This is a genomic window from Sphingobium sp. B2D3C (genome assembly GCF_025961835.1).
In the GTDB taxonomy this organism is placed as follows: Bacteria; Pseudomonadota; Alphaproteobacteria; order Sphingomonadales; family Sphingomonadaceae; genus Sphingobium.
In genome coordinates this window covers 3062174-3087344 of record NZ_JAOQOK010000001.1, presented here as the reverse complement: position 1 = coordinate 3087344, position 25171 = coordinate 3062174, and the positions used below count along the sequence as shown (strand labels likewise).

The window sequence follows — 25171 nt, the reverse complement described above, 5'->3', positions numbered from 1 at the left end:
CGGCCTTTTTTTTGGGCGGCCCGCAGCTGACGATTTGCAGTCTCGGACACGGCAATTTCATTTCGCGCCTGACCGTCCTATTCCTCGTCCGGCGAAAGACGCCCGATGAGGAGACTGAACGATGCAGGTTGAACTGATCATTCTGGCCTGGGGCTGCCTGCTGGCCCTCGTTCACATCTTCGCTGCCGTGCGGGCGAAGACCGCGCAATATGGCACCGCCTGGAATGTCGGCGCGCGCGATCAGTCGCTGCCCGAGCCCAAGCCCCTCGTCGGGCGGCTGGCGCGAGCGCAGGCAAATTATTTCGAGACCTTTCCGATCGTCGCCATCGCCATCCTCATCGATGCGCAGCTCGGCCTGTTCGATCGGTGGACGGCCATCGGCGCCGCGCTCTGGCTCGGCGCGCGCATCGTCTATCTTCCGCTTTATGCTGCAGGGGTTCCGGTGGTGCGGACGATGGTATTCGGTATCAGCATGATTGGCGTGCTGATGTTGCTCTGGCCGGCGCTGAGCCTCGCGTTCTGAACAGGAGTGCCGGTGGGGGCCGTCAGCCCTTCTGGTTGGCCAGTGCGTGCATCATCTCGCGAATCGGCGAGAGATCATAGCCCGCCGCGGCCGCCTGCTCGGCCAGGACATCCGGCGAATCGCCCGCCCGTGCCCGCGCCAAGGCCCAAAGCAGTGTGCTGCGGGTGCCGGAGCGGCAATAACAGAGCGCCTTGCCCTCGCCATTCTTCGCGAGTGCCTCATCCAGCGCATCGAGCTGCCAGGGCGCAAAGCCGCTATGCGAGACGGGAATGGCGACATAATCGAGCCCCGCCGCCCGTGCCGCCGCCTCGATCGTGTCGCCGGACGTCTGGTCCACCGATTCACCTTCGGGTCGGTTGTTCACGATGAGCGAGATGCCCATTGCCGCAGCCTGCGCCACGACATCCGCATCGATCTGCGGGGCGACGAATAGGGATGGGGTCAGTTGCCGCAACATGGCGCGTCTCCGATAAGGGCCTTGCCCGTCCCTAGGCCCGGCAGTCCCCTGCGCGCAAGAGAGGGGTTGCCGGTACGGATTAGCGAAGCGGTCAAAGCGGCTTCTGGTAGATCACATAGCTGCGGTTGATGCGGCTCTCGATCGCCTCGGCAATGGCTTTCATGCCCTGATTATCATCGAGGATCCAGCCGATCTCCCCACGCGTCGCGCCATAATGGGTGATGGCGTCGCGCCGGATATATTCGATCATCATGAAGGCAAGCTGGCTCGCCATTCGCGAGGATTGGAGCCGCTGGACCACACCCATCAGCGGCACGCGCATGGTGCGGACCTTGGGCTTGCGCAGCCACCAGAGCAGCTTTGCCCAGCCGAAGGGAAAGAGCGTGCCGTTAAGGCGGGCGAGCGCTTCGTTCATGTCAGGCAGCGTCATCATGAAGGCCACCGGCTCGCCATCCAGCTCGGCAATGCGAATCAGGTCCTCGAACACCAGCGGCTTGAGCGCCTTGCCGAAATGCGCGACCTCATGATCGGTGATCGGCACGAAACCCCAGTTGCGGCCCCAGGCATCGTTGAGAATATGCAGGATGATCGCTGCATCCCGGTCGAACTCGCTCTTGTCGACATGGCGAATGCGAATGCGCTCGTTACGCTCGCCGGATTGGACGATCCGCTGGATCAGCGGCGGAAATTCCTGCGTGATGTCGAGCTCATAAGTATCGAGCTGCTTGGCATGGGCATAGCCAGCCGATTCGATCCAGGCGCGATATTCCGGCCTGTTGTGGCCCATCATCACCGTAGGGGAATGGTCGAAGCCCTTCACGAGAAGGCCTGGCTCCTCCCAGATGGAGAGCGAGATCGGGCCGAGCACCCGGATCATCCCCCGCTCGCGCAGCCAGCCTTCCGCCGTCGCGATCAGCGCGTGCGCGGTTGCTTCATCCATGGCTTCGAACATGCCGAAATTGCCTGTCCCCGGCCCCATGCCCTGCTCGGCAGGCATGGAAATGGCGAGATGATCGATATGCGCGCTGATGCGCCCGACGACCTTGCCACCGCGCCGCGCGAGGAAATACTGATGCTCGGCATGTTCGTGAAACGGGTTCTTGCCCGGTGTCAGCAGGCCGCGCACTTCGCTCTTCAGCGGCGGCACCCAATGGGGATCATCGGCATAGATGGTCCATGCCAAATCGATGAACGCCGCCATGTCGGCCTTGCCGGAGACGGGAGTGATCACTAAATCGGCTGACGTCACGGCGATACCCCTGTCCCGCGCTTCGACGATGAGGCGCTGCTGAGAGGGCACAGCACTGCGGAACTGGCGGCGGATTTGTCAAGCCGCGCGCCGTGGCGGCAGAACAAAATCACATTGCTGCCATGATCTGTGCTCATTCGACCGATAGGACCCCTCTGCATGACCGCAATCGACCAGAGACTGGACGCCGCGCCGTCCGCGCCAGCCGGCAAGGCCCCCGCCGCAGCGGGCCCTGCGTTGGCAACCACGCCCGATGATATGGCGATGCTCCGCGCCGCCGTGGATTTGACGCGCGATCTGGCAACCGCGCGGCCCGGCATCTACTGGCCCGATTTCCTGGCCTCGGCGCTGATCGGCTATGCCGCCATGGGGCTGGCCATGCTGGCCTCGCAAGGCTGGATCGTGGCCCTCGCTGGCGTGATTTCCGCCTTGGCGCTGTATCGCGCGACGAGCTTCATTCACGAATTGACGCACATCCGGGCAGGTGCGCTGCCGGGCTTTCGTTTCACGTGGAACCTGCTGATCGGCATTCCCTTGCTGTTCCCCTCCTTCCTCTATGAAGGCGTGCACACCCAGCATCATGCCAAGACGCGCTACGGCACCATCGATGACCCGGAATATCTGCCGCTTGCGCTGATGAAGCCGTGGAGCCTGCCGCTGTTCATCCTCGTGGCTGCTCTGGCCCCGGTGGCGTTCATCGTGCGCTTCGGCGTGCTGGCACCGCTCAGCCTCGTCATCCCGCCGCTTCGCCGGTTCATCGTGGAGCGCTACTCGGCCCTGTCCATCAATCCAGATTATCGGCGCCGGGCGCCGGAGGGTGACTTTGCGCGGATGTGGGCCTGGCAGGAAGCCGGGACCAGCCTGTGGTCGATGGCGCTCATCGCCAGCGTGCCGCTGCTCGGCTGGCGTCCGCTGCTCACCTATCTTGCGATCCTCTCGGTGGCGATGGTCGCCAATCAGCTCCGCACGCTGGTCGCCCATCTCTGGGAGAATGAAGGCGAGACGATGACGGTGACCGGCCAGTTCCTCGATTCCGTCAATGTGCCGCCACCCGCGCCACTGGCCGCGCTCTGGGCACCGGTCGGTCTGCGCTATCACGCGCTTCACCATTTGCTGCCGAGCATGCCCTATCATGCGCTGGGCGAGGCCCATCGCCGGATCGCGCAGCATCTGGGCGCGGGGTCGACCTATGATCGGGCCAACTATCCCGGCATGGTCCCACTGGTCGTTCGGATCGCGCGGAGCACGATGGTCGCGCGATAGTCACCACCGGGGAAAATCACGCTCCCGAGCGGCGTATTTTCCCCATCGCCTTCCCACGGCGAACCTGCCATTTGGGCTTCATGCCCACGATCGCGCTGCTGCTCGCCTCCAACATCTTGATGACCACGGCTTGGTACTGGCACCTCAAGGGCGGCATGAGCAAACCGCTCGCCCTGGTCATCCTGATCAGCTGGGGCATCGCCTTTTTCGAATATTGCTTTGCGGTGCCAGCCAATCGCATCGGCTATGCCAGCGGCTGGAGCGCGGGCCAGCTCAAGATCACGCAGGAAGTCATCGCGCTAACCGTTTTCGGCGTCTTCATGGTCACCTTTCTGGGTGAACCGCTCCACTGGCGCCATTTCGGTGCCCTGGCCTGCCTCATCGGCGCGGTGGCGTTCCTCTTCTGGGGCAAGGCCTGACGCTGGCAGCAGCGAGGCGTGCGTCAGAAATCGTAGACCAGCGTCGCGCGCGTGATCGTATCCGTCATCTCCGAGCCTGCGGGCGGTGACGTCTCATGGCGCACCGCATAAGAGAGGCGCGCGGAAAGCGAACCGTTGAGCTTGCCAGTGAGGCCCGTGGTATTCGCATAGCTGCTATTCCCGGAGCTCCACACCGCCTGGGCATTGTTCTTGAGTTCGAAGGCGCGCGAAATCTGCCAGCGCAGATCGGCGGCGGCCAGCGTGTTCAGCTCAGTCGTATCGGGCTCGTCGATCCCGACGGTGTGCCGCCAAGCCGGCCCGCCCTTGATGTCTAGACTGAAATCGGCCTGCCGCACCAGCCGCACACCGACGCCGCCTGAGGCCGTGGTGCGGTCCGAAAAGCCCTGGAACCGGTCTTTCTCGTAGGTCGCGAGCCCATAAGCGTAGATCGCGTCGTTCAGGGTGAAGTTGGGCTCATAACTTGCCAGCCACTGGTTGCGCGTCGTGACGCCATCGCTGCGCTGATAATCGACATTGGCGCGGAACTTGTGCAACCAGTCGATCCCGCGCCGTTCGAGCGAGAGGCCCGCGCTTATGCCGGAGCTTTCGGTGTTGCCGGTGGTGATAAAGCCACCCAGTTCGCCACTGCCTGACCAGGCGTGAAAGAAGCTCGCCTGCCTCAGCCGGGCTTCCCGCTCAGCATCAATGGCGGCCTTGTGCGCCTGAATCTTCTCGTCGATCTCCGCGGCATTGTCGGGATGCGTCTGCTTGGCAAAGCGCGCGACGGTGGCGAGCGCCCCGGCATCCCCGCTTGCGATGGCGGCATCCAGCATGGCCTTGACCGATGGCGGCAGTTCGGCCGCTGCGGGTCCAGCCGCGATGCTGCTTGCGATGATTGCCAGCACACCAACCCTTCGGGCCGACCTCATGCCCAACTCCTTCTACAACGATGGCACGCCCGTCCCGCACGGGGACGGCTTCCAGACCTCACTCGCCCCGTTCGAGCCGCCGACTGGCGCGAAGATGCGCATGGGTGATGGCGACGGCAAGTGCATCTGCTGCATCAGGACCGACCACGCTCGTTCCCGGCAGCAACCGCATGACCATGGCGTGGATCTGATCCTTGCTTGCATTGCCGACGCCCACAATGGCTTTTTTGACGAGCCGGGCTGCATATTCGCCGACCGGTATGCCGGTGCGCGCGGCGCCGAGCAAAATAACGCCCCGCGCCTGCCCCAGCTTGAGCGTCGATTGCGGGTTGGTGTTGATGAACACCTCTTCGACCGCCGCTTCCGCCGGCCGATGTTCCGCGATCAGTGCCGCCAGCGCCGCATCGAGCGCCACCAGCCGGGCGGGCAAGGCATCGCTCGCTGCGGTGCGGATCTGGCCATTGGCAATATGAGACAGGCGATTGCCCTGCGCCCGGATCAGGCCCCAGCCCGTGGTGCCAAGGCCGGGGTCGAGACCCAGAATGATCATGACCGCAAGATGCGGGCGATCACCCCAGCTTTTCCATCACGTCGTCGGGAACCTCGTAATTGCCCCAGACGGTCTGCACGTCGTCGTCATCGTCCAGCGCGTCGACGAGCTTGAGCAGCGTGCCGGCATTGCTCTCGTCCAGTTCCACGGTGGTCTGCGGCTTCCACGCGAGGTTGGCGCTTGCTGCAGCGCCGAGCTTGTCCTCCAGCGCCTTGGCGACCTCGTGCAGGGCATCCATGGCCGTCCAGATCTCGTGCTCATCGTCGTTCGACGACACATCGTCCGCGCCCGCTTCCAGGGCAGCCTCGAAGATCGCGTCGGGATCGCCGACGGAGGCCGGATAGGTGATCAGGCCCATGCGATCGAACCCGTGGCTCACCGCGCCGGACGCGCCCAGATTGCCACCATTTTTGGAGAAAGCCGTGCGGACGTTGGTCGCGGTGCGATTGCGGTTGTCGGTCAGCGCTTCGACGATGATCGCCACGCCACCCGGGCCGTAGCCCTCATAGCGCACTTCCTCGTAATTCTCCGCGTCGCCCTTGCTCGCCTTGTCGATCGCGCGCTGGATGTTGTCCTTGGGCATGGACTGCGCCTTGGCCGCATTGATCGCCAGCCGCAGACGCGGATTCATGTCCGGGTCCGGCGCGCCCATCTTGGCCGCGACGGTGATCTCGCGCGAGAGCTTGGAGAACATGGCCGAGCGCTTCTTGTCCTGCGCGCCCTTGCGGTGCATGATGTTCTTGAATTTGCTATGGCCTGCCACGGCCGGCTCCTTCGATTATGTGATCCGGATTTTTCTTGGGGGCCTCCTATCGCGGCAAGTCCAATCAGGCAACGGGCGCGAGGGCAGGAGGCAAAATGAGCGCCATCGTCCTATCACGAAGATGCGCCAGCACGACGCATAGGCTCGTGCCCGTCCTGACTCTCGCGGTAGAGGTGGAATGTTGACCCGAAGGGATGCCATCGGCTTGGGCGTCGCAGCGTTGGCGACACCCGCTATCGGCAGGGAAGCCGGCCGCGCTCAGACGCTCGACGGCAAGCCGCCCCTCGTGTTCGCCCACCGGGGTGCGAGCGCCCTGCGGCCCGAGCATACGCTGGAATCTTATGGCCGGGCCATTGCGGACGGCGCGGATTTCATTGAGCCGGACCTGGTGATGACGCGCGACGGCGTGCTCGTTGCGCGTCATGAAAACGAGATCGGCGGCACCACCGATGTCGCAACGCGCGCTGAATTTGCGGACCGCCGGACCACGAAGCAGATCGATGGCGAGGCGGTCACCGGCTGGTTCACCGAGGATTTTTCGCTGGCGGAACTCAAGACCCTGCGTGCCGTCGAGCGATTGGGTGCCATCCGCCCGGAAAGCCAAAGCTACGACGGCCAGTTCCCCATCCCGACGCTGGACGAGATCATCGCATTCGTCGCGGTGCAGGCGAGCACGCAGGGCAGAACGATCGGCCTGATTCCGGAAATCAAGCACTCCACCTACTTCGCCAGCATCGGCCTGCCGCTTGAAGACGCCCTGCTCAGTGCGTTGGCCGGCCACGATTATATGCGCCGCTGCCCGATCGTCATTCAGTCCTTCGAGACCGCCAATCTGCGCGCCATTCGGCAGAAAATCGGCCGGGCGGCGAATATCCAGCTGCTCCAGTTGTTTGAAACCTTTGACCGCCAGCCCGCCGATGCCGCCCTCGCCGGGCTGAAGACGACCTATGGCGACATGGCATCCCCAGCCGGGCTCGCAGCCATTGCCGACTATGCCGACGCCATCGGCCCCTCCTCGCGCTCGGCCATGCCGCTGGACACCAATGGCCCCCTCGGCAAGCCGACCCGCCTTGTGGCCGATGCGCATGCCGCCCGTCTCCGCGTCTATCTGTATACCTTCCGCCCCGAGAACCGCTTCTTGCCGAGCGATCTGCGCGGTCCCGGCGGCGAAAATGCCCGGCATGAGGCGGGCTCAGTGGCAGAGATCCGGCGCTACCTGTCGCTTGGGGTGGATGGCTTCTTCACCGATGACCCGGCCCTGGGGCGCCTCGCCGTGGATGGAGCCTGATCGGCGCTGGCCTCCCGCCCGTGGCCGCGCTATCCCGCTTCGCATGGCTTCCCGCAATCATCTCTATCTCGTCGATGGCTCGAGTTACATCTTTCGCGCCTATCACCAGCTTCCACCGCTCACCAACCGCCATGGCACGCCCGCCGGCGCGGTATACGGTTATACGGCGATGCTCTGGAAGCTCGCCGACGCGCTGGACAAGGAGGAGGGGCCGACCCATCTCGCGGTGATCCTCGACAAGGGCTCGCACACCTTCCGCAACGATCTCTACGATCAGTACAAGGCCCATCGCCCGCCGCCGCCGGAAGACCTGATCCCGCAGTTTCCGCTGATCCGCGAGGCCACCCGCGCCTTTTCGCTGCCGTGCATCGAGGAAGCCGGATTCGAGGCCGACGATATCATCGCCACCTACACCTGCCAGGCGGTAGCGCAGGGCTGGGACGTGACGATCGTCTCGTCCGACAAGGATCTGGCCCAGCTCATCCAGCCGGGCGTGGACATGCTCGACACCATGAAGAATGAGCGTCGCGGCCCCGATTATGTGCAGGACAAGTTCGGCGTCGCACCCGAGCAGCTGCGCGATGTGCTGGCCCTGATGGGCGACAGCGTCGACAATGTCCCCGGCGTGCCCGGCGTCGGCGCGAAGACCGCTGCGAAGCTCATCGGGGAATATGGCGACCTGGATGCGGTGCTCGCCGCAGCGCCGCACATGAAGCCATCCAAGCTCAAGGAACGGCTGATCGAGCATGCCGAGCTCGCCCGCCTCTCGCGCGAACTGGTTACGCTCCACTGCGAAGTGCCGCTGCCGCACGCGCTCGATGATCTCAAGCTGGATGGCATCCCCGCCGAGCCGCTGCGCGCCTTTCTTGAGGATCAGGGCTTCAAGGCGCTGCTGGCCCGCATGGCCAGCCATGCGCCGGGCCGGCAGACGGCGGATCCCGTCGCCGAGGCGGTCGTGGACGCCGCGCTCGACCCGACGACGCCGGATTTCATCCCCCTGCCCCCGATCAACTGCGAGAGCTACGAGACGGTGACGACGCTGGAGCGGCTGGATGCGTGGATTGCGCAGTCCTACGCCAGCGGCATCATCGCCATCGACACGGAGACGGATTCCCTCGACAGCATGGCTGCCAATCTGGTGGGCATCTGCCTCGCCACCGCCCCCGGCACGGCCTGTTATATTCCGCTGGACCACCGCAGCGGCGACGACATGTTCGCCGAAGCGCCGCCACAGATTCCCATGGCGGACGCCATCGCCCGCCTTCGCCCGTTGTTTGCCGACGCGAGCGTGCTGAAGATCGGCCACAACATCAAATATGATCTCAACGTGCTGGCGCGGCATGGGCTGTCTGTCACGCCCTTCGACGACACGCTGGTGATGAGCTTCGATCTCGATGCCGGGCAGTCCCTTGCCGGCCACGGCATGGATGAGGTTGCGCACGCGGTGCTTGAGCATACGTGCATCAGCTTCAAGGACGTCACCGGCACCGGCAAGAAGGCGATCAGCTTTGCGCAGGTGCCGCTCGATGCCGCCACACGCTATGGCGGCGAGGATGCGGACGTGACCTGGCGGCTGTGGACGCGGTTCAAGCCCCGCCTCGCCCAAGAAGGCGCGACCCGGGTCTATGAGCTGGTGGACCGCCCGCTCATTCCGGTGGTCGCCGGCATGGAGCGCAGCGGCATCAAGGTGGATCGCGATCATCTCTCCCGGCTCTCCGGCCGGTTCGCGCAGGAAATGGCACGGCTGGAAGAAGAGATTCACGCTGAGGCCGACCAGCCCTTCGCCATCGGATCGACCCAGCAGCTGGGCGCGATCCTGTTCGAGAAAATGGGCCTCAAGGGCGGCAAGAAAGGCAAGTCCGGCGCTTATTCCACGGACGTGACCGTGCTCGAGCGGATGAAGGCGGATGGCGTCAAGATCGCCGGCCTGGTGCTGGACTGGCGCCAGCTTTCGAAGCTCAAATCGACGTATACCGACGCCCTGCAGGCCCAGATCAACCGCGATACCGGACGTGTCCACACCAGCTACTCGCTGACCGGCGCGCAGACCGGCCGCCTCTCCTCGACCGACCCAAACCTGCAAAACATCCCCATCCGCACCGAAACCGGTCGCCAGATTCGCGATGCCTTCATTGCCGAACAGGGCAATGTGATCTTGGCTGCGGACTACAGCCAGATCGAGCTTCGCCTTGCGGCGCACATGGCCGACGTGCCCCAGTTGCGGGACGCCTTCCTGCGCGGCGAGGATATTCATGCCGCGACCGCCCAGGAGCTGTTCGGCGAGATGACCCGCGAGACGCGTGCGCGGGCCAAAACGATCAACTTCGCCATTCTCTACGGCATCTCACGCTGGGGGTTGGCGGCCCGTCTGGAGATCGACGCGGACGAAGCCCAGGCCATGATCAGCCGCTATTTCGACCGCTTCCCCGGCATCTCGGCCTATATCAACGAGACACTGGAGAAGGTGCGTTCCACGGGGCACACGACCACGCTGTTCGGCCGCAAGACCTGGTTCAACCAGATCAAGTCGCCGGTGCAGCACGTCCGTCAGGGGGCGGAGCGCGCCGCGATCAACGCCCCTATTCAGGGAACCAGCGCGGACATCATCAAGCGCGCAATGGTGCGCATGGGTCCGGCTCTTCGGGATGCCGGGCTGGACCGGGTGAAGATGCTGCTGCAGGTCCATGACGAGCTGGTGTTTGAGCTGCCGGAAGACGATGTGGCGGCCGCCACGCCGATCATCCGGTCTGTCATGGCCAGCGCCGCAGAGCCACTCGTTACGCTCACCGTGCCGCTTGGCGTGGAAATTGGCACCGGATCGAGCTGGGGGGCTGCCCATTAGGGGCAGCCATATGCGGAACTCGACCTGATGCCCCACATGCTGATCTTTGGACTTGGTTACACCGCTACACGGCTCGCCGAGGCGCTCCGATCGCGCGGTTGGACGGTCGAGGCGACCGGGCGTGCCGGCACGATCGCATTCGATGACGACGCGGCGGTTACAAACGCCATGCGCCGGGCGACCCACATCCTGTCCTCTGTTCCTCCAACGGACGAAGGCGATCCAGTGCTGCAGCACTATGGTGCCTTGCTGGAAGAAGCACCTGCCGGTTGGATCGGCTATCTGTCGTCGACCGGGGTCTATGGGGATACCGGCGGCGCATGGGTGGATGAAAGTGCACCCGTCGGCAAAGGCCGGCGCAATGCTCGAGCCGCTGCTGATCTAGCGTGGCAGAATCTTGGCGCGCGCGTTCGGGTGTTTCGGTTGCCCGGCATTTACGGCCCGGGGCGCAGTGCCCTGGATCGTGTTCGCGAGGGCCGGGCCCGCAAAATAGATCTCCCTGATCAGATATTTAGCCGAATCCACGTGGAGGATATCGTGTCTGGCATATTGGCCGGCATGGCCGGGCGCTCAGGCGTTTATAATCTCGCCGACGACATGCCCTGTTCGCAGAATGACGTCATTGTGTTCGGCTGTGCCCTCCTCGGCCTTCCTGTCCCGCCCATGCAATCTTTGGAAGATGCGGGCCTGTCTCCGGCCGCACGGGCTTTCTATAGCGAGAACCGGCGTGTCGCGAATGGCAAGGCGAAACGCCTGCTCGGCTGGGAGCCGCGGTTTCCAGATTATCGCAGGGGTCTCGCCGCCTGTCTGGGAGCAGAAGGGATAAACGGCCAGCCTCCCCTGTGATGCGTGGGCGCTGCGCAGGCTTTGCGGGATCGCGCAGTCCAGCTATGCGGAATGCATGACACAGACAGCACCGCGCAGCATCACCATAGGGCAGATGCGCATCGCAAATGACCGCCCTCTCGCCTTGATCGCCGGGCCATGCGCGATGGAATCGCGGGCGCATGCGCTGGAGACGGCGCAGGCCCTTGTCGAGATGACCAGCGCGCTTGGAATGCCGCTCATCTACAAGAGCAGCTTCGACAAGGCGAACCGCACCTCCGTGGATGCGCCGCGCGGCATCGGCCTAGCCCAAGCGCTGGATGTGTTTGCAGAGGTGAAAGCGCAGTTCGGCTGCCCGGTGATCACTGATGTGCATGATGCGGCGCAATGCGCGCCAGTCGCTGAGGTGGTGGATGTCCTCCAGATTCCGGCCTTCCTCTGCCGCCAGACCGATCTCTTGCTGGCTGCTGCCGCAACCGGCCGCGTCGTCAACGTCAAGAAGGGGCAGTTTCTGGCCCCTTGGGACATGGCGAATGTCGTGCGCAAGCTGCGCAGTGCCGGAAACGATCTGGTCATGCTGACCGAACGCGGCGCGAGCTTTGGCTATAACACATTGGTCAGCGACATGCGGGCGCTCCCCCTTCTGGCAGAAACCGGCTGCCCGGTCGTGTTCGATGCCACCCACAGTGTCCAGCAGCCGGGCGGACGAGGAGAAAGCTCAGGCGGCGAACGACGCTTCGTGCCCGTGCTGGCGCGCGCTGCGGTTGCAATCGGCGTCGCGGCCATATTCATCGAAACGCATGAAGACCCTGACCGCGCGCCGAGCGACGGCCCGAACATGGTGCCGTTGCGCGACCTGCCAGCGCTTCTGCGCGACCTTCAGGCGTTCGACGCGCTGGCCAAGCGGCGCTGACGCCCGAAGGAAGCGATTAGAAGCCGCCGCCGGTCAGCTTCTGGCAGATCATGTCCAGCTGTTCGAGGCTGGAATATTGCAGGGTCAGCGTGCCTTTCCCGCCCTCATGATTGATGCCGACGCGCAGGCCGAGCAGATCAGACAGATGCTGTTCCATGGCGATCAGATCGGGATCACGGCCCAACGCGGGCCGCGCCTCAGCACGTGGCGCCGATTTTCCTTCACGTGCCAAGCGAACTAAGCGCTCGGTTTCGCGGACGGAAAGGCCCTTTGACGCAACATCTTTCGCCAGGTCCGCGCAATCGGCGGAGCCGATAAGGGCGCGCCCGTGCCCCATGGACAGGGCCCCGGTCATCACCAACTCCTGAACAGGCTCCGGCAGATCCAGCAACCTGATCAGGTTCGCAATATGGCTGCGCGACTTGCCGACGATCCGGGCCAGCGCGTCCTGGGTGTGGTGAAACTGATTGATCAGGCGCTGATAGGCCTGCGCCTCCTCGATCGGATTCAGCTCCTCGCGCTGGATGTTCTCAACCAGCGCGATCTCAAGCGTCTCCGCCTCGGTGAAGTCGCGGACGATCGCGGGGATCTGGTGAAGCTGCGCCTTCTGCGCGGCCCGCCAGCGCCGCTCACCCGCGACGATCTGATAGCGATCATTCCCAAGCGGTCGCACAACGATGGGCTGGATGATTCCCCGCTCGCGGATGCTGTCTGCGAGTTCAGAGAGCGCACCTTCATCAAAATGTCGCCGCGGCTGATCGGGATGAGGCGACACGCGCACGATTTCAAGGAAGCGCACGGCCTTGGGCCGGTCCGCATCGCTTGTCCCGCTATCCGCCCCAGCCCGGCCCTCCTCGGAAACCGATACGTCGCGTTCGGCTTCACCGAGCAGGGCAGAAAGACCACGCCCCAAACGACGCGGCTTGCCGGATACATCTGCGTCGCTCATGCCGCTACGGTCTCCTTGGGAAGCTTCTCGATCAGTTCGCGCGCGAGCGCCATATAGGCTTCCGATCCGGCACAGCGCATGTCGTAGATAAGGGCGGGCAGCCCGTGGCTGGGGGCTTCCGAGAGGCGCACGTTGCGCGGGATGACCGTCTTGAACACGAGGTCGCCGAGACAGGCCCGCACATCGTCCGCGACCTGATCGGTCAGCCGATTCCGGCGATCGTACATCGTTAGCGCCACGCCGAGGATTGACAGGTCCGGATTGAACCGCGCCCGAATGCGCTCGAAGGTCTGCAGCAGCTGCGACAGGCCCTCAAGGGCAAAGAACTCGCATTGCAGCGGCACAAGGATCGACTGCACCGCGACCATGGCATTGACCGTCAACAGCCCTAGCGACGGCGGGCAGTCAATCAGGCAGACCTCCCAACGACCGGCCTCCGTATTGTTTAAAGCGTTGGCAAGACGATGGGTCCTTTGCTCGACATCGATCAGTTCGATCTCAGCCCCAGAGAGATCCTGTGTGGCAGGAATGAGGTCTAGGCCCGGCACGACCGTGCGAATCACCGCATCGTCAAGCTCACAGTCCCCCATCAGAAGATCGTAGCTCGACCGCGCGCGATCCTTCGTCGTGACCCCCATCCCCGTGGAGGCATTGCCCTGCGGATCAAGATCGATCAGCAGGGTGCGGTGACCAGTGGCAGCCAAGCCAGTAGCGAGATTGATCGCCGTGGTGGTTTTGCCAACGCCGCCTTTCTGGTTCGCGATTGCAATGCTGATCATGACTGTCCTTTTGGCCTCGCCGACGTCGCTGCCGCTTTGCGCCTCTTGCCATTCCGTCTCGAACTGACCGGCTTTTTATCGGTCGCTCTGACCGGGACACGTTTTTTCAGCTGGCGGACTGTTAGAATGGCGCTTTCGGCGTCCGTGACGCTTTGTTCCACGTGAAACACAGCTTGCCAGTCCGGTCGGACAATTTCCAGTTCCTTCTCACTGCTCCGGCCCTTGGGAAGCAGCCAGATTGTGTTTTCGTCCGCCAAATGATGCGCTGTGGCGAGCAGTCGATCCAAAGGCGCATAAGCGCGAGCACTGATCACCGCGGCGGGCCGATCAAATCCGGCCGATTCCACCTTGGATTGAACCACCTCCACGTGACCAAGATCGAGAGCTTCGGCACAGCGTTTGAGGAAAGCGACTCGTAAGGGACGGACCTCTACGAGACGAATCGGCGCCTCGCGCAAGCAGCCGATAACCAGGCCCGGAAACCCAGCGCCGGTTCCGAGGTCCAGCCACAGTCCATCGGCGGGCGTTTGATCGGATACCGCATGAGTTAGCAACTGGGCGGAGTCTACAATATGCCGCGCCCAAATGGATGCCTTGGTCCCAACAGAAATGAGGTTCTGCCGGCCGGCCTCTTCCAGTACGAGGTCCACAAAAGTCCGCAGCCTATCCCCGGTTGGACCATCCCACCAGCCTTGATCGGAGAGCCACGCTTGCGCCTCTTCCTCCGTCATGCGGCGCGGCCCGTCCGCGCTGCGACGAGCAGCGCGGCCAAAGCTGCCGGCGTAATTCCCCTGATCCGGGCGGCACCACCAAGCGTCTCGGGGCGCGCAAGGGTCAACCGTTCGACCATCTCTGTGCTCAAACCGCCGACCGCAGAAAAATCGAGGTCGGCGGGCAGCGCAATGGCGTCATTGGCGCGGAGGGCCCTCACTTCCGCGTCCTGCCTTTCGACGTAAGGCGCATAGATCGCGTCCTGCAAAAGCTCTTCGACAAGGCCGTCTTCTCCCGTTTCCAGGGCCGGCGCATATTTGGCGAGATGCCCGCGCACCACTGCCGGGAAACGAGCCCACTCAGCGAGGGATCTGCGGACACCGTCGTCGCGAACATTTGCCCCTGCCGCGCGTAAATCAGTGCCGGACACTTGCTTCTCCAACACGTTAGCGAGCGCCGCGCGTGCTTCCTCCCGCTCGTGCCAACAAGTCATTCGGGTAGCGCTTGCCAAGCCAAGCCGAACGGCCGTCGGCGTGAGGCGCGTTGCAGCGTTGTCCGCACGCAGTCGCAGCCGGAACTCGGCGCGCGCGGTCAGCATTCGGTAGGGTTCGGTGATCCCCTGCAGGCAGAGATCGTCAATAAGAACGCCAATATAGCTTTCTGCCCGGTCAAGCAGTAAAGGATCAAGACCCAAGGCATGAGCGGCAGCGTTCGCGCCAGCCACAAGCCCCTGTGCCGCAGCCTCCTCATAGCCGGTGGTGCCATTGATCTGACCGGCCAGAAAGAGCGCAGGCATCTCACGGAGCGAAAGGGTCCGATCCAAGGCGCGCGGGTCGATATGGTCATACTCGACCGCGTAGCCGGGAACGGCGACCTCGACTTGCTCCAGCCCTTCCATGGACCGGAGGAATGCAATCTGCACATCCGTCGGCAGGGACGAGCTCAGGCCATTGGGATAGACAAGATTGTCATCCAGACCCTCGGGCTCGAGGAAGACCTGATGGCCCTCCCGGTCTCCGAAGCGGACAATCTTGTCCTCGATTGAGGGACAATAGCGTGGTCCCCTCCCCTCAATATCGCCAGAGAACAAGGGTGAGAGGCCGAGGTTATCGCGAATGATGCGATGCGTTTCGCCGTTGGTCCGGGTGATGGCGCAGCGAAGTTGCGGCAGCTGTTCGCGTTCAACCAGACCTAAATAGGACATCGACCAGGCGTCGAGATCTGACGGCTGCTCTTCCAGCCGGGCCCAATCAATCGTGCGTCCATTCAGACGGGCCGGTGTCCCCGTCTTGAGGCGCCCCATCGGGAGGTCGAGGTCCCGCAATTGTTGAGCCAAGGTATTCGCGGCATGCTCACCGATCCGCCCGCCGACAACTCGCTCCGCGCCCCTGAACATCAGGCCGCCTAGAAATGTTCCGGTCGTGAGGACTACGGCTTGTCCGCCCAGCTTCTGCCCATCCGCGAACACGACGCCGTTCAGGGCCCCGGCAGGGCCGGCATCCAAGGCCGCCACTTCACCGCCAATGACCGAAAGGCCCGCTTGCGCAGCGATCATGCTCTGAATGGCCGCGCGGTACTTCCGCCGATCGGCCTGAACACGCGGGCCTCGGACAGCGGCACCCTTGCTGGCATTGAGCATTCGGCGATGGATGGCGGCGCTGTCTGCGGCCCGCGCCATTAACCCATCCAGGGCATCCACTTCGCGTACGAGGTGGCCCTTGCCCAACCCGCCGATGGAAGGATTGCAGGACATTTCCCCGATGCGGCTCGGATCGGCCGTTACCAAAGCGACACGCGCGCCGCGGCGCGCGGCTGCGGCCGCAGCTTCCGTGCCGGCATGGCCACCGCCGACAACGATGACATCGAACATGGCTTGCGCATGCTTGCTCATGTCCCAGCCCCTAGCGGCCACATCAAAGAGCGTCAAAGCATTGCGGACAGGCCGACGTTCCACGTGGAACAACCCGCTCTATTTGCCGATGCAGAAGCCGCGAAACACCTCGTCCAGTACAAGCTCAGTCGTGGTGCGTCCGGTCAATTCATCCAGAGCGGCCAGCGCCTGACGAAGATTTTCTGCAACCAGGATTTCGTCTGGCTCACCAGCGCAGGCGTCCAAAGCATCACCCGCTCGTTTTATGATAGCTCGTTGCCGCTGTGATAGCGCATAGTCGCCGGGCGCCGGCAGCATGCTGCCGGCCAGCGCACACAGTTCCTCAATGAGAGAATCAATCCCCTCACCTGTCACGCTCGACACGTGCAGGCTCGATGCCTCGCGATCTGCGAGAGCAAGATCGGCTTTCGGTGCGACCTGCACCAATTCCCCTCGACCTGAGGGCGCGTCTTCAGACCGCCCTAGCCACAGCACGATGTCAGCCTCGGCCAAAAGAACTTCCGCGCGTCCGATGCCGATCTGCTCGATCTCGTCACCGGCTTCGCGTAGTCCCGCCGAGTCAGACAACACGAATGCGATGCCATTGAGGGCGACTGACGCCTCGATCACATCGCGGGTCGTTCCCGCATGAGGGGAGACAATCGCAGCATCGCGTCCAACCAGCTGGTTGAACAGGGACGACTTGCCAGCATTGGGCGGACCGCCGATGGCGACGCGAATACCATCGCGTAATCGGTCCGCGGAGGGACGCTGCAGTTCATTACGCATGTCTGCGCTGATCTCAATCGCTGCGGCTGTGATGCGCGCGAGGTCCGCGCCCGATACGTCCCCTTCATCGGAAAAATCGAGCTGAGCCTCGATCTGTGCGGCGAGCAGTCGAAGGTCTGTCGTCCAGGAGTCGATCTTGCGGGAGAACGCTCCACCCATCATCGCCATGGCAGCACGCCGTTGCAGCGCCGTCTCTGCCGCGATCAAATCGCCTAAGCCTTCGATCCCGGCGAGATCCATCTTGCCGTTCAGAAAGGCGCGCCGGGTAAACTCGCCCGCCTCTGCCCGCCGAAAGCCCGGCATGGCAGCCAGAGCGGCTTCCAACGCCCGCACCACCGCATGGGAGCCATGGCATTGGAATTCGGCCATGTCTTCGCCGGTCTCTGTATTGGGGCCGGGAAAGCAAATCAGCAAACCCTCATCAAGCAAGTCGCCATTCGCCGGATCGAAAAACCGCCGCAACGCCGCTTGCCGAGCCGCTGGGGCATCCCGACCTGTTATGACGCGAGCAGCCTCAAGCGCGAGAGGTCCGGATACCCGGAGGATCGCAATCGCGGCAGGCAGTTGCCCGCTGGAGAGCGCAAAAATCGTATCCCGATCCGTCATCGATCGTCAAACCACGTGAAAAATCAACCGTCGTTCTTGGATTTTGCAGGAGAGCCAGCGCCCGCTGCGCCCATGCCAATATCCATGAGGCTGGAAAACAGCTTCATGCCTGCATCGCCCAGCGGCGACATGCTGCGGAACATCCGCTCCATCTGCTCAAGGTTGGTCTGGCCGCTCATCGTATCGAGCACCGCCTGAATATAAAGATCATGGATCGGCTTCAGATCAGGCAGACCGAGAAACGACCGTGCCTCTTCCGGGGTGCACTCAACATCGACCTTGAACTTCATGATGGCAGGGCTCCGCGCGAGATAGGGTGGGCATGACATGCCGCATCGGGGCTCATTTCGCTAGCAAATTGCCCTCGGCCGGCGATATCTCCCGGCAACGGTTAGCCAGAAACAAGGAAACCGGCAGCGCTCCTTTGCTGAGCGCTGCCGGTTCCTGTTTAGCGATTTGCCTCTCCGCTCAGGCGAAGAGCTGAAGCAGCCCGATATCCTTGTCTGTGATGCCGGTGTAGATCATCGTCGCGGCCACATAGAGAATGACCAGCAAGCCGATCCAGGCAATCCAACGATAGCGCTCGATATATTTCGCGATGATATTCGCAGCGATGCCCATCAGAGCGACCGCGAAGACCAGGCCGATCATCAAAATACCGGGGTGCTCGCGGGCTGCACCGGCCACCGCCAGCACATTGTCGAGGCTCATGGAGACGTCTGCAACCGCCACAGCCCAAGCCGCGCCGATGAAGCTCTTCGCGGGACGAAGCCCGGAATGCTCGTCACCTTCCACCTCAGGCGAGCCGGCATTGTGTCCTGCCCCCTGCACGATCTCGCGGTACATCTTCCAGGATACCCACAGGAGCAGGATGCCGCCGGCAAAAATCAGCCCGATGATCTGCATAAGCTGCGTGACCACGAGCGCAAAGGCGATGCGCAGCACCAGCGCGGCAATGATACCGATGAAGATGACCATCCGGCGCTGATGCGCCGGCAATCCCGCCGCGAGCGCGCCGATGACAATGGCGTTGTCCCCGGCCAGGACGACGTCGATCAACAGAACTTTGACGAACGCGGACCAGGCGCTGATATCGCCCGAGAACAGCGTGGAGACGTCCGAGACGATATGTGACCAGATTTCAGCCATGGCAGCGCGTAACCCCTGTTGAAATGCGTTACTGGTTCATCGTGGCGAAGAAGTCTTCGTTGGTCTTGGAATCCTTCATCTTGTCGAGCAGGAATTCCATCGCGTCGATCGTGCCCATCTGCATGAGAATACGACGCAGCACCCACATCTTTGAGAGCTTGTCCTTCTCGACCAGCAGCTCTTCCTTACGGGTGCCGGATTTGCCGACATCCAGCGCCGGGAAGATGCGCTTGTCCGAGACCTTGCGATCCAGGACGATTTCCGAGTTACCGGTGCCCTTGAACTCCTCGAAGATCACTTCGTCCATGCGGCTACCCGTATCGATGAGTGCCGTGGCGATGATCGACAACGAGCCACCCTCCTCGATGTTCCGCGCTGCGCCGAAAAAGCGCTTCGGGCGCTGCAGGGCGTTGGCATCGACACCGCCGGTCAGCACCTTGCCGGAGCTGGGAACGACGGTGTTGTAGGCGCGGCCCAAGCGCGTGATGGAATCGAGCAGGATGACGACATCCTTCTTGTGCTCGACAAGGCGCTTGGCCTTTTCGATCACCATTTCGGCGACCTGGACGTGGCGCGTCGCGGGCTCGTCGAAAGTGGAGGAAACCACCTCGCCCTTCACGCTGCGCTGCATGTCCGTGACTTCCTCCGGCCGCTCGTCGATAAGCAGCACCAGCAGGAAGACCTCGGGATGATTGTCGGTGATCGCCTTGGCGATGTTCTGCAGCAGCACGGTCTTGCCGGTCCGCGGCGGCGCCACGATGAGCGCGCGCTGGCCCTTGCCCTGCGGCGCGATGATGTCGATGACGCGGGCTGACTTGTCCTTGATCGTAGGATCAAGCGTGTCGAGCCGCAGCTTCTCGTCGGGATAAAGCGGCGTCAGATTGTCGAAATTGACGCGGTGACGGACCACATCGGGATCGTCGAAATTGACCGAGACGAGCTTGGTCAGCGCGAAATAGCGCTCGCCATCTTTGGGTGCGCGGATCTCGCCTTCCACCGTGTCACCGGTGCGCAGGCCGAATTTGCGGACCTGATTGGGCGAGACGTAGATGTCGTCCGGGCCGGCCAGATAGTTCGCCTCAGGGCTGCGCAGGAAGCCGAAGCCATCGGCCAGCACCTCGATGGTACCCAGACCCATGATCTGCTCGCCATTTTCCGCCTGCTCCTTGAGGATGGCGAACATGAGGTCCTGCTTGCGCAGCGTCGAGGCACCTTCAACGCCGAGTTCCTCGGCCATGGCGACCAGCTCGGCCGGGGCTTTGCGCTTCAAATCTTTAAGATGCATGGATTGGGTCCGACGGCGGGAGTGAAAATAAAGGAAATATGACTGTGCCGGAATGCCTGGAGAGGGCAATCAGGCGCATAGGTCAGCGCCTGTAAAGGGAACGCCCCGAATTACGCACTGGCCGATTCCAAGTCAAGCGCAGAGCGATGGCCGTCTCACCGCTCGCAACGGTCCGTTCAGAACGGGCGGACGATCACCAGAATGACGATCAGGGTCACGAGCAGCGCCGGCACCTCGTTGATCATGCGCAGGCGCTTTTCCGGCCAGGGGCGCAAGCCTCGCGCGAGCTTCTTGGAATAGCCCACGATCCAGCCGTGAAAGCCCGAGAGGACGATCACCAGCAGCAGCTTGGCGTGGAACCAGCCCTCGCTCCAGGCCCCGGTCTGAAAGGCCAGCAGCAGGCCGAGCACCCAGACCAGCACGATTGAGGGGTTCATGATGATGCGCTTCATCCGCGTCTCACGCTCGATCCACGCCTGATCCTCGGCCGAGCCGGGCTCGGTCTGATGATGGTAGATGAAGTAGCGCGGGATCATGAACAGGCTGGCCATCAGGAAGATGACGAAGATCACATGTGCGGCAAGAACCCACGGATAAGCAGCGCCGAGAAAGCCGATGCCGGGCAGGATGGACATGGAGACTGAACCTCTTCGTCGTGCTTCAACAACCGCGCGCGATCACCAAGCCTTCTAGGCCAGCCGACGAGGAATTGGAACGGGGTGCGAGGCGCAGGTTTGCGTTTTCCAAGAGCCGCCGATCACCCGCGAACGCGCGCCACCAGTTGCTCGACATGGGCAATCGGCGTGTCTGGCAAGATGCCATGGCCCAGGTTGAAGATGTGTGGCCGGCCGGACAGAGCCTCGAGAATGGCGTCCACTGCCCGATCCAGCGTCTCGCCGCCCGCGATCAGCGACAATGGATCGAGATTGCCTTGCAGCGGCAGATGGGCGGGCAATTCACGCGCCGCCCAGGCCGGATCGAGCGTCTCATCGAGACCCAGCGCATCGACGCCGGTTTCCTGCGCATAGTCGACGAGTTTGGCCCCTGCCCCCTTTGGAAAGCCGATGATCGGCGTATCGGGATGGCGCAGCTTCAAGGCTTTGACGATACGCGCGTTGGGCGCGATCACCCATTGGCGGAACTGTGCCGGGCTGAGCGAACCGGCCCAGCTATCGAAAAGCTGCACGGCATCCACGCCGGCCGCGATCTGGTCGGAGAGATAATCGACCGTCGTTTCGATAACGGCATCGATGATGGCGCCGAACTTCGCCGGCTGCTGATAGGCCATGCGACGGGCGGCCGCGTGATCCTTGCTGCCCTGCCCGGCGACCATATAGGTCGCCACCGTCCAGGGACTGCCCGCAAAGCCCAGAAACGTCGTCTGCGGGGCCAGCGCGGCCCTCACGCGCCTGACCGTGTCAATGATAGGCGCCAGCCGCTGCGGTGCCGGTACGAGACTTGTCAGCTCGCCCTCGACCAGCGGCGGGGCAAGGCGCGGTCCTTCCCCGGCCTCAAACCAGAGATCCTGACCCAGAGCATGGGGGACCACCAGAATATCGGAAAACAGGATCGCGCCATCGAACCCGAAGCGGCGAATGGGCTGCAAGGTGACTTCGGCCGCGGACTCGCTGTCATAGCAAAGATCGAGGAAACCGCCCTTCTCGGCGCGCAAAGCCCGATATTCCGGCAGATATCGCCCGGCCTGACGCATCAGCCAGAGGGGCGGACGCGCCGGGACAGCGCCGCGCAGGACGCTCAGCAGCGGTGCCGTCACACCGGGATCGATCACGGACGAGTCATGCACAGACCAATATCCTATTTATATAAAAGAGAAGGTTGTTGGATTCTGTTGGGGAGTGGACAACGGGCATTATTCGCTCATCACCCTTTTGCCAACAGCTTGACCTGAACGGATCCATGAAGGCGCGACGAGTCATCAGGCTCATCCCCATGATTCACAGCCTGTGGGCAAGCCTGTGGGCCTGTGGATAGATGATCGGGTTCCGACAGGGTGAGTGCGCATGAAATGAGGAGGGGCGGTTATCCACAGTTCTGTCCCTTGTGTTATCCCGCAATGTTCCACATGAACGGTGGATATGGACCGCCTGAACCTGCATCTGCTTTCGGATTCCACCGGCGAAACGCTCGAGCATATCGGAAAGGCGGCGCTCGCCCAGTTCGAGAATGTCGAGACGATCCGCCATTTCTGGCCGATGGTGCGTTCCGAACAGCATCTGGAGCGCATCTTGGAGGAAGTGGCGCGCAATCCCGGCATGGTGCTGTTCACGCTGGCCAATCCGACCCTGCGTCGCCGGCTTGAAAATGGCTGTCGGGCTATCGGCATTCCCTATGTCGCGCCGCTCGATCCAGTGACGGACGCCATGTCCAATTTGTTGGGCCAGGAAATGCGCAATCGTCCCGGTCGCAAACATGTGCTGGACGAAGCCTATTTTGCGCGGATCGACGCCATCCAGTTCACCATCGCCCATGATGACGGCGTCGGCTGGGAGAATTGGGAGGAGGCGGATATCGTCCTCGCCGGCGTGTCCCGCACGTCGAAGACGCCGACGAGCATTTATCTCGCCAATCGCGGCTACAAGACGGCCAACATCCCGCTGGTGCTGGAATCCCCGCCCCCGCCGAGCCTGTTCAAATTGCGGCATCCGATGGTCGTCGGCCTGACCGCGGGCGCCGAGCGGCTGGTGCAGGTGCGGCGCAATCGGCTGCTGTCACTCAATCAGGCCCCGGAAACCGCCTATGTAGATCTGGAGCGTGTGAATGGTGAGGTGGCCCATGCCCGCCGCATGTTTGCCGATCAGGGTTGGCCGGTCATCGATGTCACCCGACGCTCCATTGAGGAAACGGCCGCAGCCATCGTCAATCTCTATCAGGAACGGCTGAAAAGCAGCAGCGGCTTGCCGGGGCTTGGGCCGGTATGAGCACACCGCCTCTGCTGCTCGCCTCGCAGAGCGAAAGTCGCCGGCGTTTGCTCGCAGACGCTGCCGTGCCCTTTGAGACGGTTCCAGCCGGCGTCGACGAGGATGCGATCAAGGCCAGTCTGGTCGCTGAGGGCCTGAACGCCCGCGATCTGGCCGACGCGCTGGCGGAATGGAAATGCCGTCGCCCGTCGATGCGACATCCGGACGCGTTCGTGCTGGGCTGCGACCAGACGCTGGAGCTGGATGACGGCAGCCTGATCGACAAGGTGGAGACACGGGAAGCCGCGGCCGATCTGCTCGCGCGGATGAGTGGCCGGTCGCACAAGCTCCATAGCGCGGCGGTGATCGCGCAGGCCGGGCAGGCGCAATGGCGCCAGATCGAGAGCGTCACGCTCCAGATGCGCCCGCTCAGCGCGGCTTTCATCGACCATTATCTGGACCTCGACTGGGAGCAGTGCCGCTGGTGCGTCGGCTGCTATCGGATCGAGGGGCCGGGCGCGCAGCTTTTCTCGCGCATTTCCGGCAGCCTCTTTGCCGTGCAGGGCCTGCCCCTGCTTCCTTTGCTCGACTATTTGCGCGTGCGCTCTATCTTGCCGGCATGAGTCAGGGAAAACCATATGCCGAAGTGATCGGCGACCCCATCGCGCACAGCAAGTCGCCGGTCATCCACAATTTCTGGCTGGAAGAGCTCGGTATCGATGCGGAGTATCGCAAGACCCGCGTCGCGCCGGAGGACCTGGCCGGCTATTTCCTCAGGCGCCGGGCCGATCCGGACTGGCTGGGCTGCAATATCACCATTCCGCACAAGATCGCGGCTCTGGATTATGTCGATGATCCCGGCGGGGTGCGTGATCGCATCGGCGCCATCAACACGGTGGCCTGCGAAACCGGCGGGCCGCTGATCGGCACCAACACCGACGCCGGCGGCTTTCTCCAACCGCTGCTGGCACGGGGCTGGAGCGGCACCAGCGCGATTCTCGCCGGCACCGGCGGTGCGGCGCAGGCAATCGGGTTCGCCTTGCGGTCCGTGGGTGTGACCGACCTGACGATCGTCGCGCGTGATGCCGCCAAGGGGCAGGCTTTGCTGGACCGGCTGGGTCTGGCCGGCCGGGTGCAGGGCTTCGATGCGGCACTGCCGGCAGCTCATCTGCTGGCCAATTCCACCTCGCTTGGCATGGTCGGGCAGCCGGCATGGACGCCCGATCTGTCAAAGTTGCCGGATAAGGCAATGGTCTACGACATCGTCTATGCCCCGCTGGAAACACCGCTGCTGGCGCAAGCGCGCAAGCGCGACCTCATGTGCATTGACGGGCTGGAGATGCTGATCGGCCAGGCCGCGCTTGCCTTTGACATCTTCTTCGATGCCCAGCCGCCGCGCGAGCTGGATGCGCAGTTGCGCGAACGCCTGCTTGTGCCTGCCTGACCGCCGCTTGTCGGGTCTGCGCGTGAGACATCGTCCATTCCGCATCGGGCTGACCGGATCGATCGGCATGGGCAAATCGACCGCAGCCGCCATGTTTCGCGCAGCGGGCGTGCCGGTGTTCGATGCCGATGCCGCAGTCCATCAATTGCAAGGGCCGGGCGGCGCCTTGCTTGGCGCGATTGAAGCGCGCTTTCCCGGCACGACCAGCGCTGCTGGCGTCGATCGCCGGATGCTTGGTGCCCGGGTGATCGGCCAGCCAGAGGAACTGCGGGCCTTGGAGCGGATTGTGCATCCCGCCGTTGCCGGGGCGCGCGCAGCGTTTCTGCGCCGTCATTGCAGCCGGCCGATGGTCGTTCTCGATATCCCGCTGCTGTTCGAAACGCGGGGCGAGCGGCACATGGACATGGTCGTCGTCGTTTCCGCCGCGCCGTCTCTCCAGCGGAGGCGCGTGCTTCGCCGGCCCGGCATGACCGCAAAGCGGTTTGAAGCCATCAAGGCCAGTCAGCTTCCCGATCACCTCAAGCGATGCCGCGCTGACCTGGTGCTGGATACAGCACAGCCCAAATGGCGGATGAGAGCGCGGATTTTTCGTCTCGTTGCTTGCCTTCGCACGGCGCTGGTCCGATAATGCCTCCCCAACGAGTGAAATG

At 63.3% G+C, this 25171-nt stretch carries 26 protein-coding genes; 11 read left to right on the top strand and 15 right to left on the bottom strand.

Annotation, left to right across the window (positions count from 1 at the left end; all coding sequences use genetic code 11):
- The first annotated feature begins 121 nt into the window (after nucleotides 1-121).
- Nucleotides 122-523, top strand: coding sequence for an MAPEG family protein (locus tag M2339_RS14335; RefSeq protein WP_264588134.1), 402 nt, complete (start codon nucleotides 122-124; stop codon nucleotides 521-523).
- 22 nt (nucleotides 524-545) lie between these two features.
- Here M2339_RS14335 and M2339_RS14330 read toward each other — a convergent pair whose 3' ends face one another.
- Together M2339_RS14330 and M2339_RS14325 are read right to left on the bottom strand one after the other, a co-directional pair.
- Nucleotides 546-980 carry a TIGR01244 family sulfur transferase gene (locus M2339_RS14330; RefSeq protein ID WP_264577046.1) on the bottom strand — a complete coding sequence of 145 codons (435 nt, stop codon included), beginning with the start codon at nucleotides 978-980 and terminating at the stop codon, nucleotides 546-548.
- Between the two features lie 91 nt (nucleotides 981-1071).
- Complete coding sequence (locus M2339_RS14325; RefSeq protein WP_413714916.1) at nucleotides 1072-2181, bottom strand: N-acetyltransferase; 1110 nt, start codon at nucleotides 2179-2181, stop codon at nucleotides 1072-1074.
- Between the two features lie 207 nt (nucleotides 2182-2388).
- Between M2339_RS14325 and M2339_RS14320 the strand changes: the two genes are divergently transcribed.
- Together M2339_RS14320 and M2339_RS14315 are read left to right on the top strand one after the other, a co-directional pair.
- The gene (locus tag M2339_RS14320; protein ID WP_413714860.1) at nucleotides 2389-3492 is read left to right on the top strand and encodes a fatty acid desaturase family protein; all 1104 of its coding nucleotides are present in this window, start codon (nucleotides 2389-2391) and stop codon (nucleotides 3490-3492) included.
- An 80-nt stretch (nucleotides 3493-3572) separates the two neighbouring features.
- Nucleotides 3573-3911, top strand: a complete 339-nt coding sequence (locus M2339_RS14315; protein ID WP_264577726.1) for a DMT family protein — start codon at nucleotides 3573-3575, stop codon at nucleotides 3909-3911.
- Nucleotides 3912-3934: 23 nt separating this feature from the next.
- On the opposite strand, the gene M2339_RS14310 is transcribed toward M2339_RS14315, so the two are convergent.
- Genes M2339_RS14310 through M2339_RS14300 form a run of 3 tightly spaced genes read right to left on the bottom strand, consistent with a single transcriptional unit; the run spans nucleotide 3935 to nucleotide 6153 of the window.
- Entirely contained in the window at nucleotides 3935-4840 is a 906-nt protein-coding gene (locus M2339_RS14310; RefSeq protein WP_264588136.1) for a YdiY family protein, read from the bottom strand.
- Nucleotides 4841-4898: 58 nt separating this feature from the next.
- Nucleotides 4899-5390 (bottom strand): crossover junction endodeoxyribonuclease RuvC, encoded by a 492-nt coding sequence (gene ruvC, locus M2339_RS14305; protein WP_181561085.1) that lies wholly within the window; start codon nucleotides 5388-5390, stop codon nucleotides 4899-4901.
- Between the two features lie 19 nt (nucleotides 5391-5409).
- Nucleotides 5410-6153, bottom strand: a complete 744-nt coding sequence (locus M2339_RS14300; RefSeq protein WP_181561084.1) for a YebC/PmpR family DNA-binding transcriptional regulator — start codon at nucleotides 6151-6153, stop codon at nucleotides 5410-5412.
- A gap of 178 nt (nucleotides 6154-6331) precedes the next feature.
- Between M2339_RS14300 and M2339_RS14295 the strand changes: the two genes are divergently transcribed.
- The 4 genes from M2339_RS14295 to kdsA are packed head-to-tail and all read left to right on the top strand — an operon-like array spanning nucleotide 6332 to nucleotide 12021.
- The gene (locus M2339_RS14295) at nucleotides 6332-7441 is read left to right on the top strand and encodes a glycerophosphodiester phosphodiesterase (protein ID WP_264588137.1); all 1110 of its coding nucleotides are present in this window, start codon (nucleotides 6332-6334) and stop codon (nucleotides 7439-7441) included.
- 43 nt (nucleotides 7442-7484) lie between these two features.
- Entirely contained in the window at nucleotides 7485-10283 is a 2799-nt protein-coding gene (gene polA, locus M2339_RS14290) for a DNA polymerase I (RefSeq protein WP_264606443.1), read from the top strand.
- A 27-nt stretch (nucleotides 10284-10310) separates the two neighbouring features.
- Nucleotides 10311-11129, top strand: a complete 819-nt coding sequence (locus M2339_RS14285; RefSeq protein ID WP_181561082.1) for an SDR family NAD(P)-dependent oxidoreductase — start codon at nucleotides 10311-10313, stop codon at nucleotides 11127-11129.
- Nucleotides 11130-11184: 55 nt separating this feature from the next.
- Nucleotides 11185-12021: a 3-deoxy-8-phosphooctulonate synthase gene (kdsA, locus tag M2339_RS14280; protein WP_181561081.1), complete on the top strand. Its 837-nt coding sequence runs from the start codon at nucleotides 11185-11187 to the stop codon at nucleotides 12019-12021.
- A gap of 16 nt (nucleotides 12022-12037) precedes the next feature.
- Here the strand turns inward: kdsA and M2339_RS14275 are convergent, their stop codons facing one another.
- The 10 genes from M2339_RS14275 to hemE form a co-directional block, all read right to left on the bottom strand.
- A complete protein-coding gene (locus tag M2339_RS14275; protein ID WP_181561080.1) occupies nucleotides 12038-12970 on the bottom strand; it encodes a ParB/RepB/Spo0J family partition protein in 933 nt (310 codons plus the stop codon).
- Entirely contained in the window at nucleotides 12967-13749 is a 783-nt protein-coding gene (locus M2339_RS14270) for a ParA family protein (protein WP_181561079.1), read from the bottom strand. The genes M2339_RS14275 and M2339_RS14270 overlap by 4 nt, the downstream gene beginning before the upstream one ends.
- Complete coding sequence (gene rsmG, locus M2339_RS14265) at nucleotides 13746-14480, bottom strand: 16S rRNA (guanine(527)-N(7))-methyltransferase RsmG (protein ID WP_264588139.1); 735 nt, start codon at nucleotides 14478-14480, stop codon at nucleotides 13746-13748. The genes M2339_RS14270 and rsmG overlap by 4 nt, the downstream gene beginning before the upstream one ends.
- Nucleotides 14477-16351 (bottom strand): tRNA uridine-5-carboxymethylaminomethyl(34) synthesis enzyme MnmG, encoded by a 1875-nt coding sequence (gene mnmG, locus M2339_RS14260; RefSeq protein WP_264606442.1) that lies wholly within the window; start codon nucleotides 16349-16351, stop codon nucleotides 14477-14479. The genes rsmG and mnmG overlap by 4 nt, the downstream gene beginning before the upstream one ends.
- A 78-nt stretch (nucleotides 16352-16429) precedes the next feature.
- Nucleotides 16430-17725, bottom strand: a complete 1296-nt coding sequence (mnmE, locus tag M2339_RS14255; protein ID WP_264588141.1) for a tRNA uridine-5-carboxymethylaminomethyl(34) synthesis GTPase MnmE — start codon at nucleotides 17723-17725, stop codon at nucleotides 16430-16432.
- A gap of 23 nt (nucleotides 17726-17748) precedes the next feature.
- The gene (locus M2339_RS14250; RefSeq protein ID WP_264571637.1) at nucleotides 17749-18015 is read right to left on the bottom strand and encodes a DUF6489 family protein; all 267 of its coding nucleotides are present in this window, start codon (nucleotides 18013-18015) and stop codon (nucleotides 17749-17751) included.
- Between the two features lie 178 nt (nucleotides 18016-18193).
- Nucleotides 18194-18874 (bottom strand): YjbE family putative metal transport protein, encoded by a 681-nt coding sequence (locus M2339_RS14245; RefSeq protein ID WP_181561075.1) that lies wholly within the window; start codon nucleotides 18872-18874, stop codon nucleotides 18194-18196.
- Between the two features lie 28 nt (nucleotides 18875-18902).
- Nucleotides 18903-20159, bottom strand: coding sequence for a transcription termination factor Rho (gene rho / locus M2339_RS14240; protein ID WP_181561074.1), 1257 nt, complete (start codon nucleotides 20157-20159; stop codon nucleotides 18903-18905).
- Nucleotides 20160-20335: 176 nt separating this feature from the next.
- The gene (locus M2339_RS14235) at nucleotides 20336-20776 is read right to left on the bottom strand and encodes a CopD family protein (protein WP_264572334.1); all 441 of its coding nucleotides are present in this window, start codon (nucleotides 20774-20776) and stop codon (nucleotides 20336-20338) included.
- Between the two features lie 140 nt (nucleotides 20777-20916).
- Nucleotides 20917-21963 carry a uroporphyrinogen decarboxylase gene (gene hemE / locus M2339_RS14230; RefSeq protein WP_413714856.1) on the bottom strand — a complete coding sequence of 349 codons (1047 nt, stop codon included), beginning with the start codon at nucleotides 21961-21963 and terminating at the stop codon, nucleotides 20917-20919.
- Between the two features lie 292 nt (nucleotides 21964-22255).
- Between hemE and M2339_RS14225 the strand changes: the two genes are divergently transcribed.
- From M2339_RS14225 to coaE, 4 genes are read left to right on the top strand one after another with little or no spacing between them, the layout of a single operon-like run.
- Complete coding sequence (locus M2339_RS14225) at nucleotides 22256-23098, top strand: pyruvate, water dikinase regulatory protein (protein WP_181561073.1); 843 nt, start codon at nucleotides 22256-22258, stop codon at nucleotides 23096-23098.
- A complete protein-coding gene (locus M2339_RS14220; RefSeq protein ID WP_264588142.1) occupies nucleotides 23095-23700 on the top strand; it encodes a Maf family protein in 606 nt (201 codons plus the stop codon). The genes M2339_RS14225 and M2339_RS14220 overlap by 4 nt, the downstream gene beginning before the upstream one ends.
- The gene (locus tag M2339_RS14215; protein WP_264588143.1) at nucleotides 23697-24521 is read left to right on the top strand and encodes a shikimate dehydrogenase family protein; all 825 of its coding nucleotides are present in this window, start codon (nucleotides 23697-23699) and stop codon (nucleotides 24519-24521) included. The genes M2339_RS14220 and M2339_RS14215 overlap by 4 nt, the downstream gene beginning before the upstream one ends.
- A gap of 22 nt (nucleotides 24522-24543) precedes the next feature.
- Nucleotides 24544-25149 (top strand): dephospho-CoA kinase, encoded by a 606-nt coding sequence (coaE, locus tag M2339_RS14210; RefSeq protein ID WP_264588144.1) that lies wholly within the window; start codon nucleotides 24544-24546, stop codon nucleotides 25147-25149.
- Nucleotides 25150-25171: the final 22 nt, after the last annotated feature.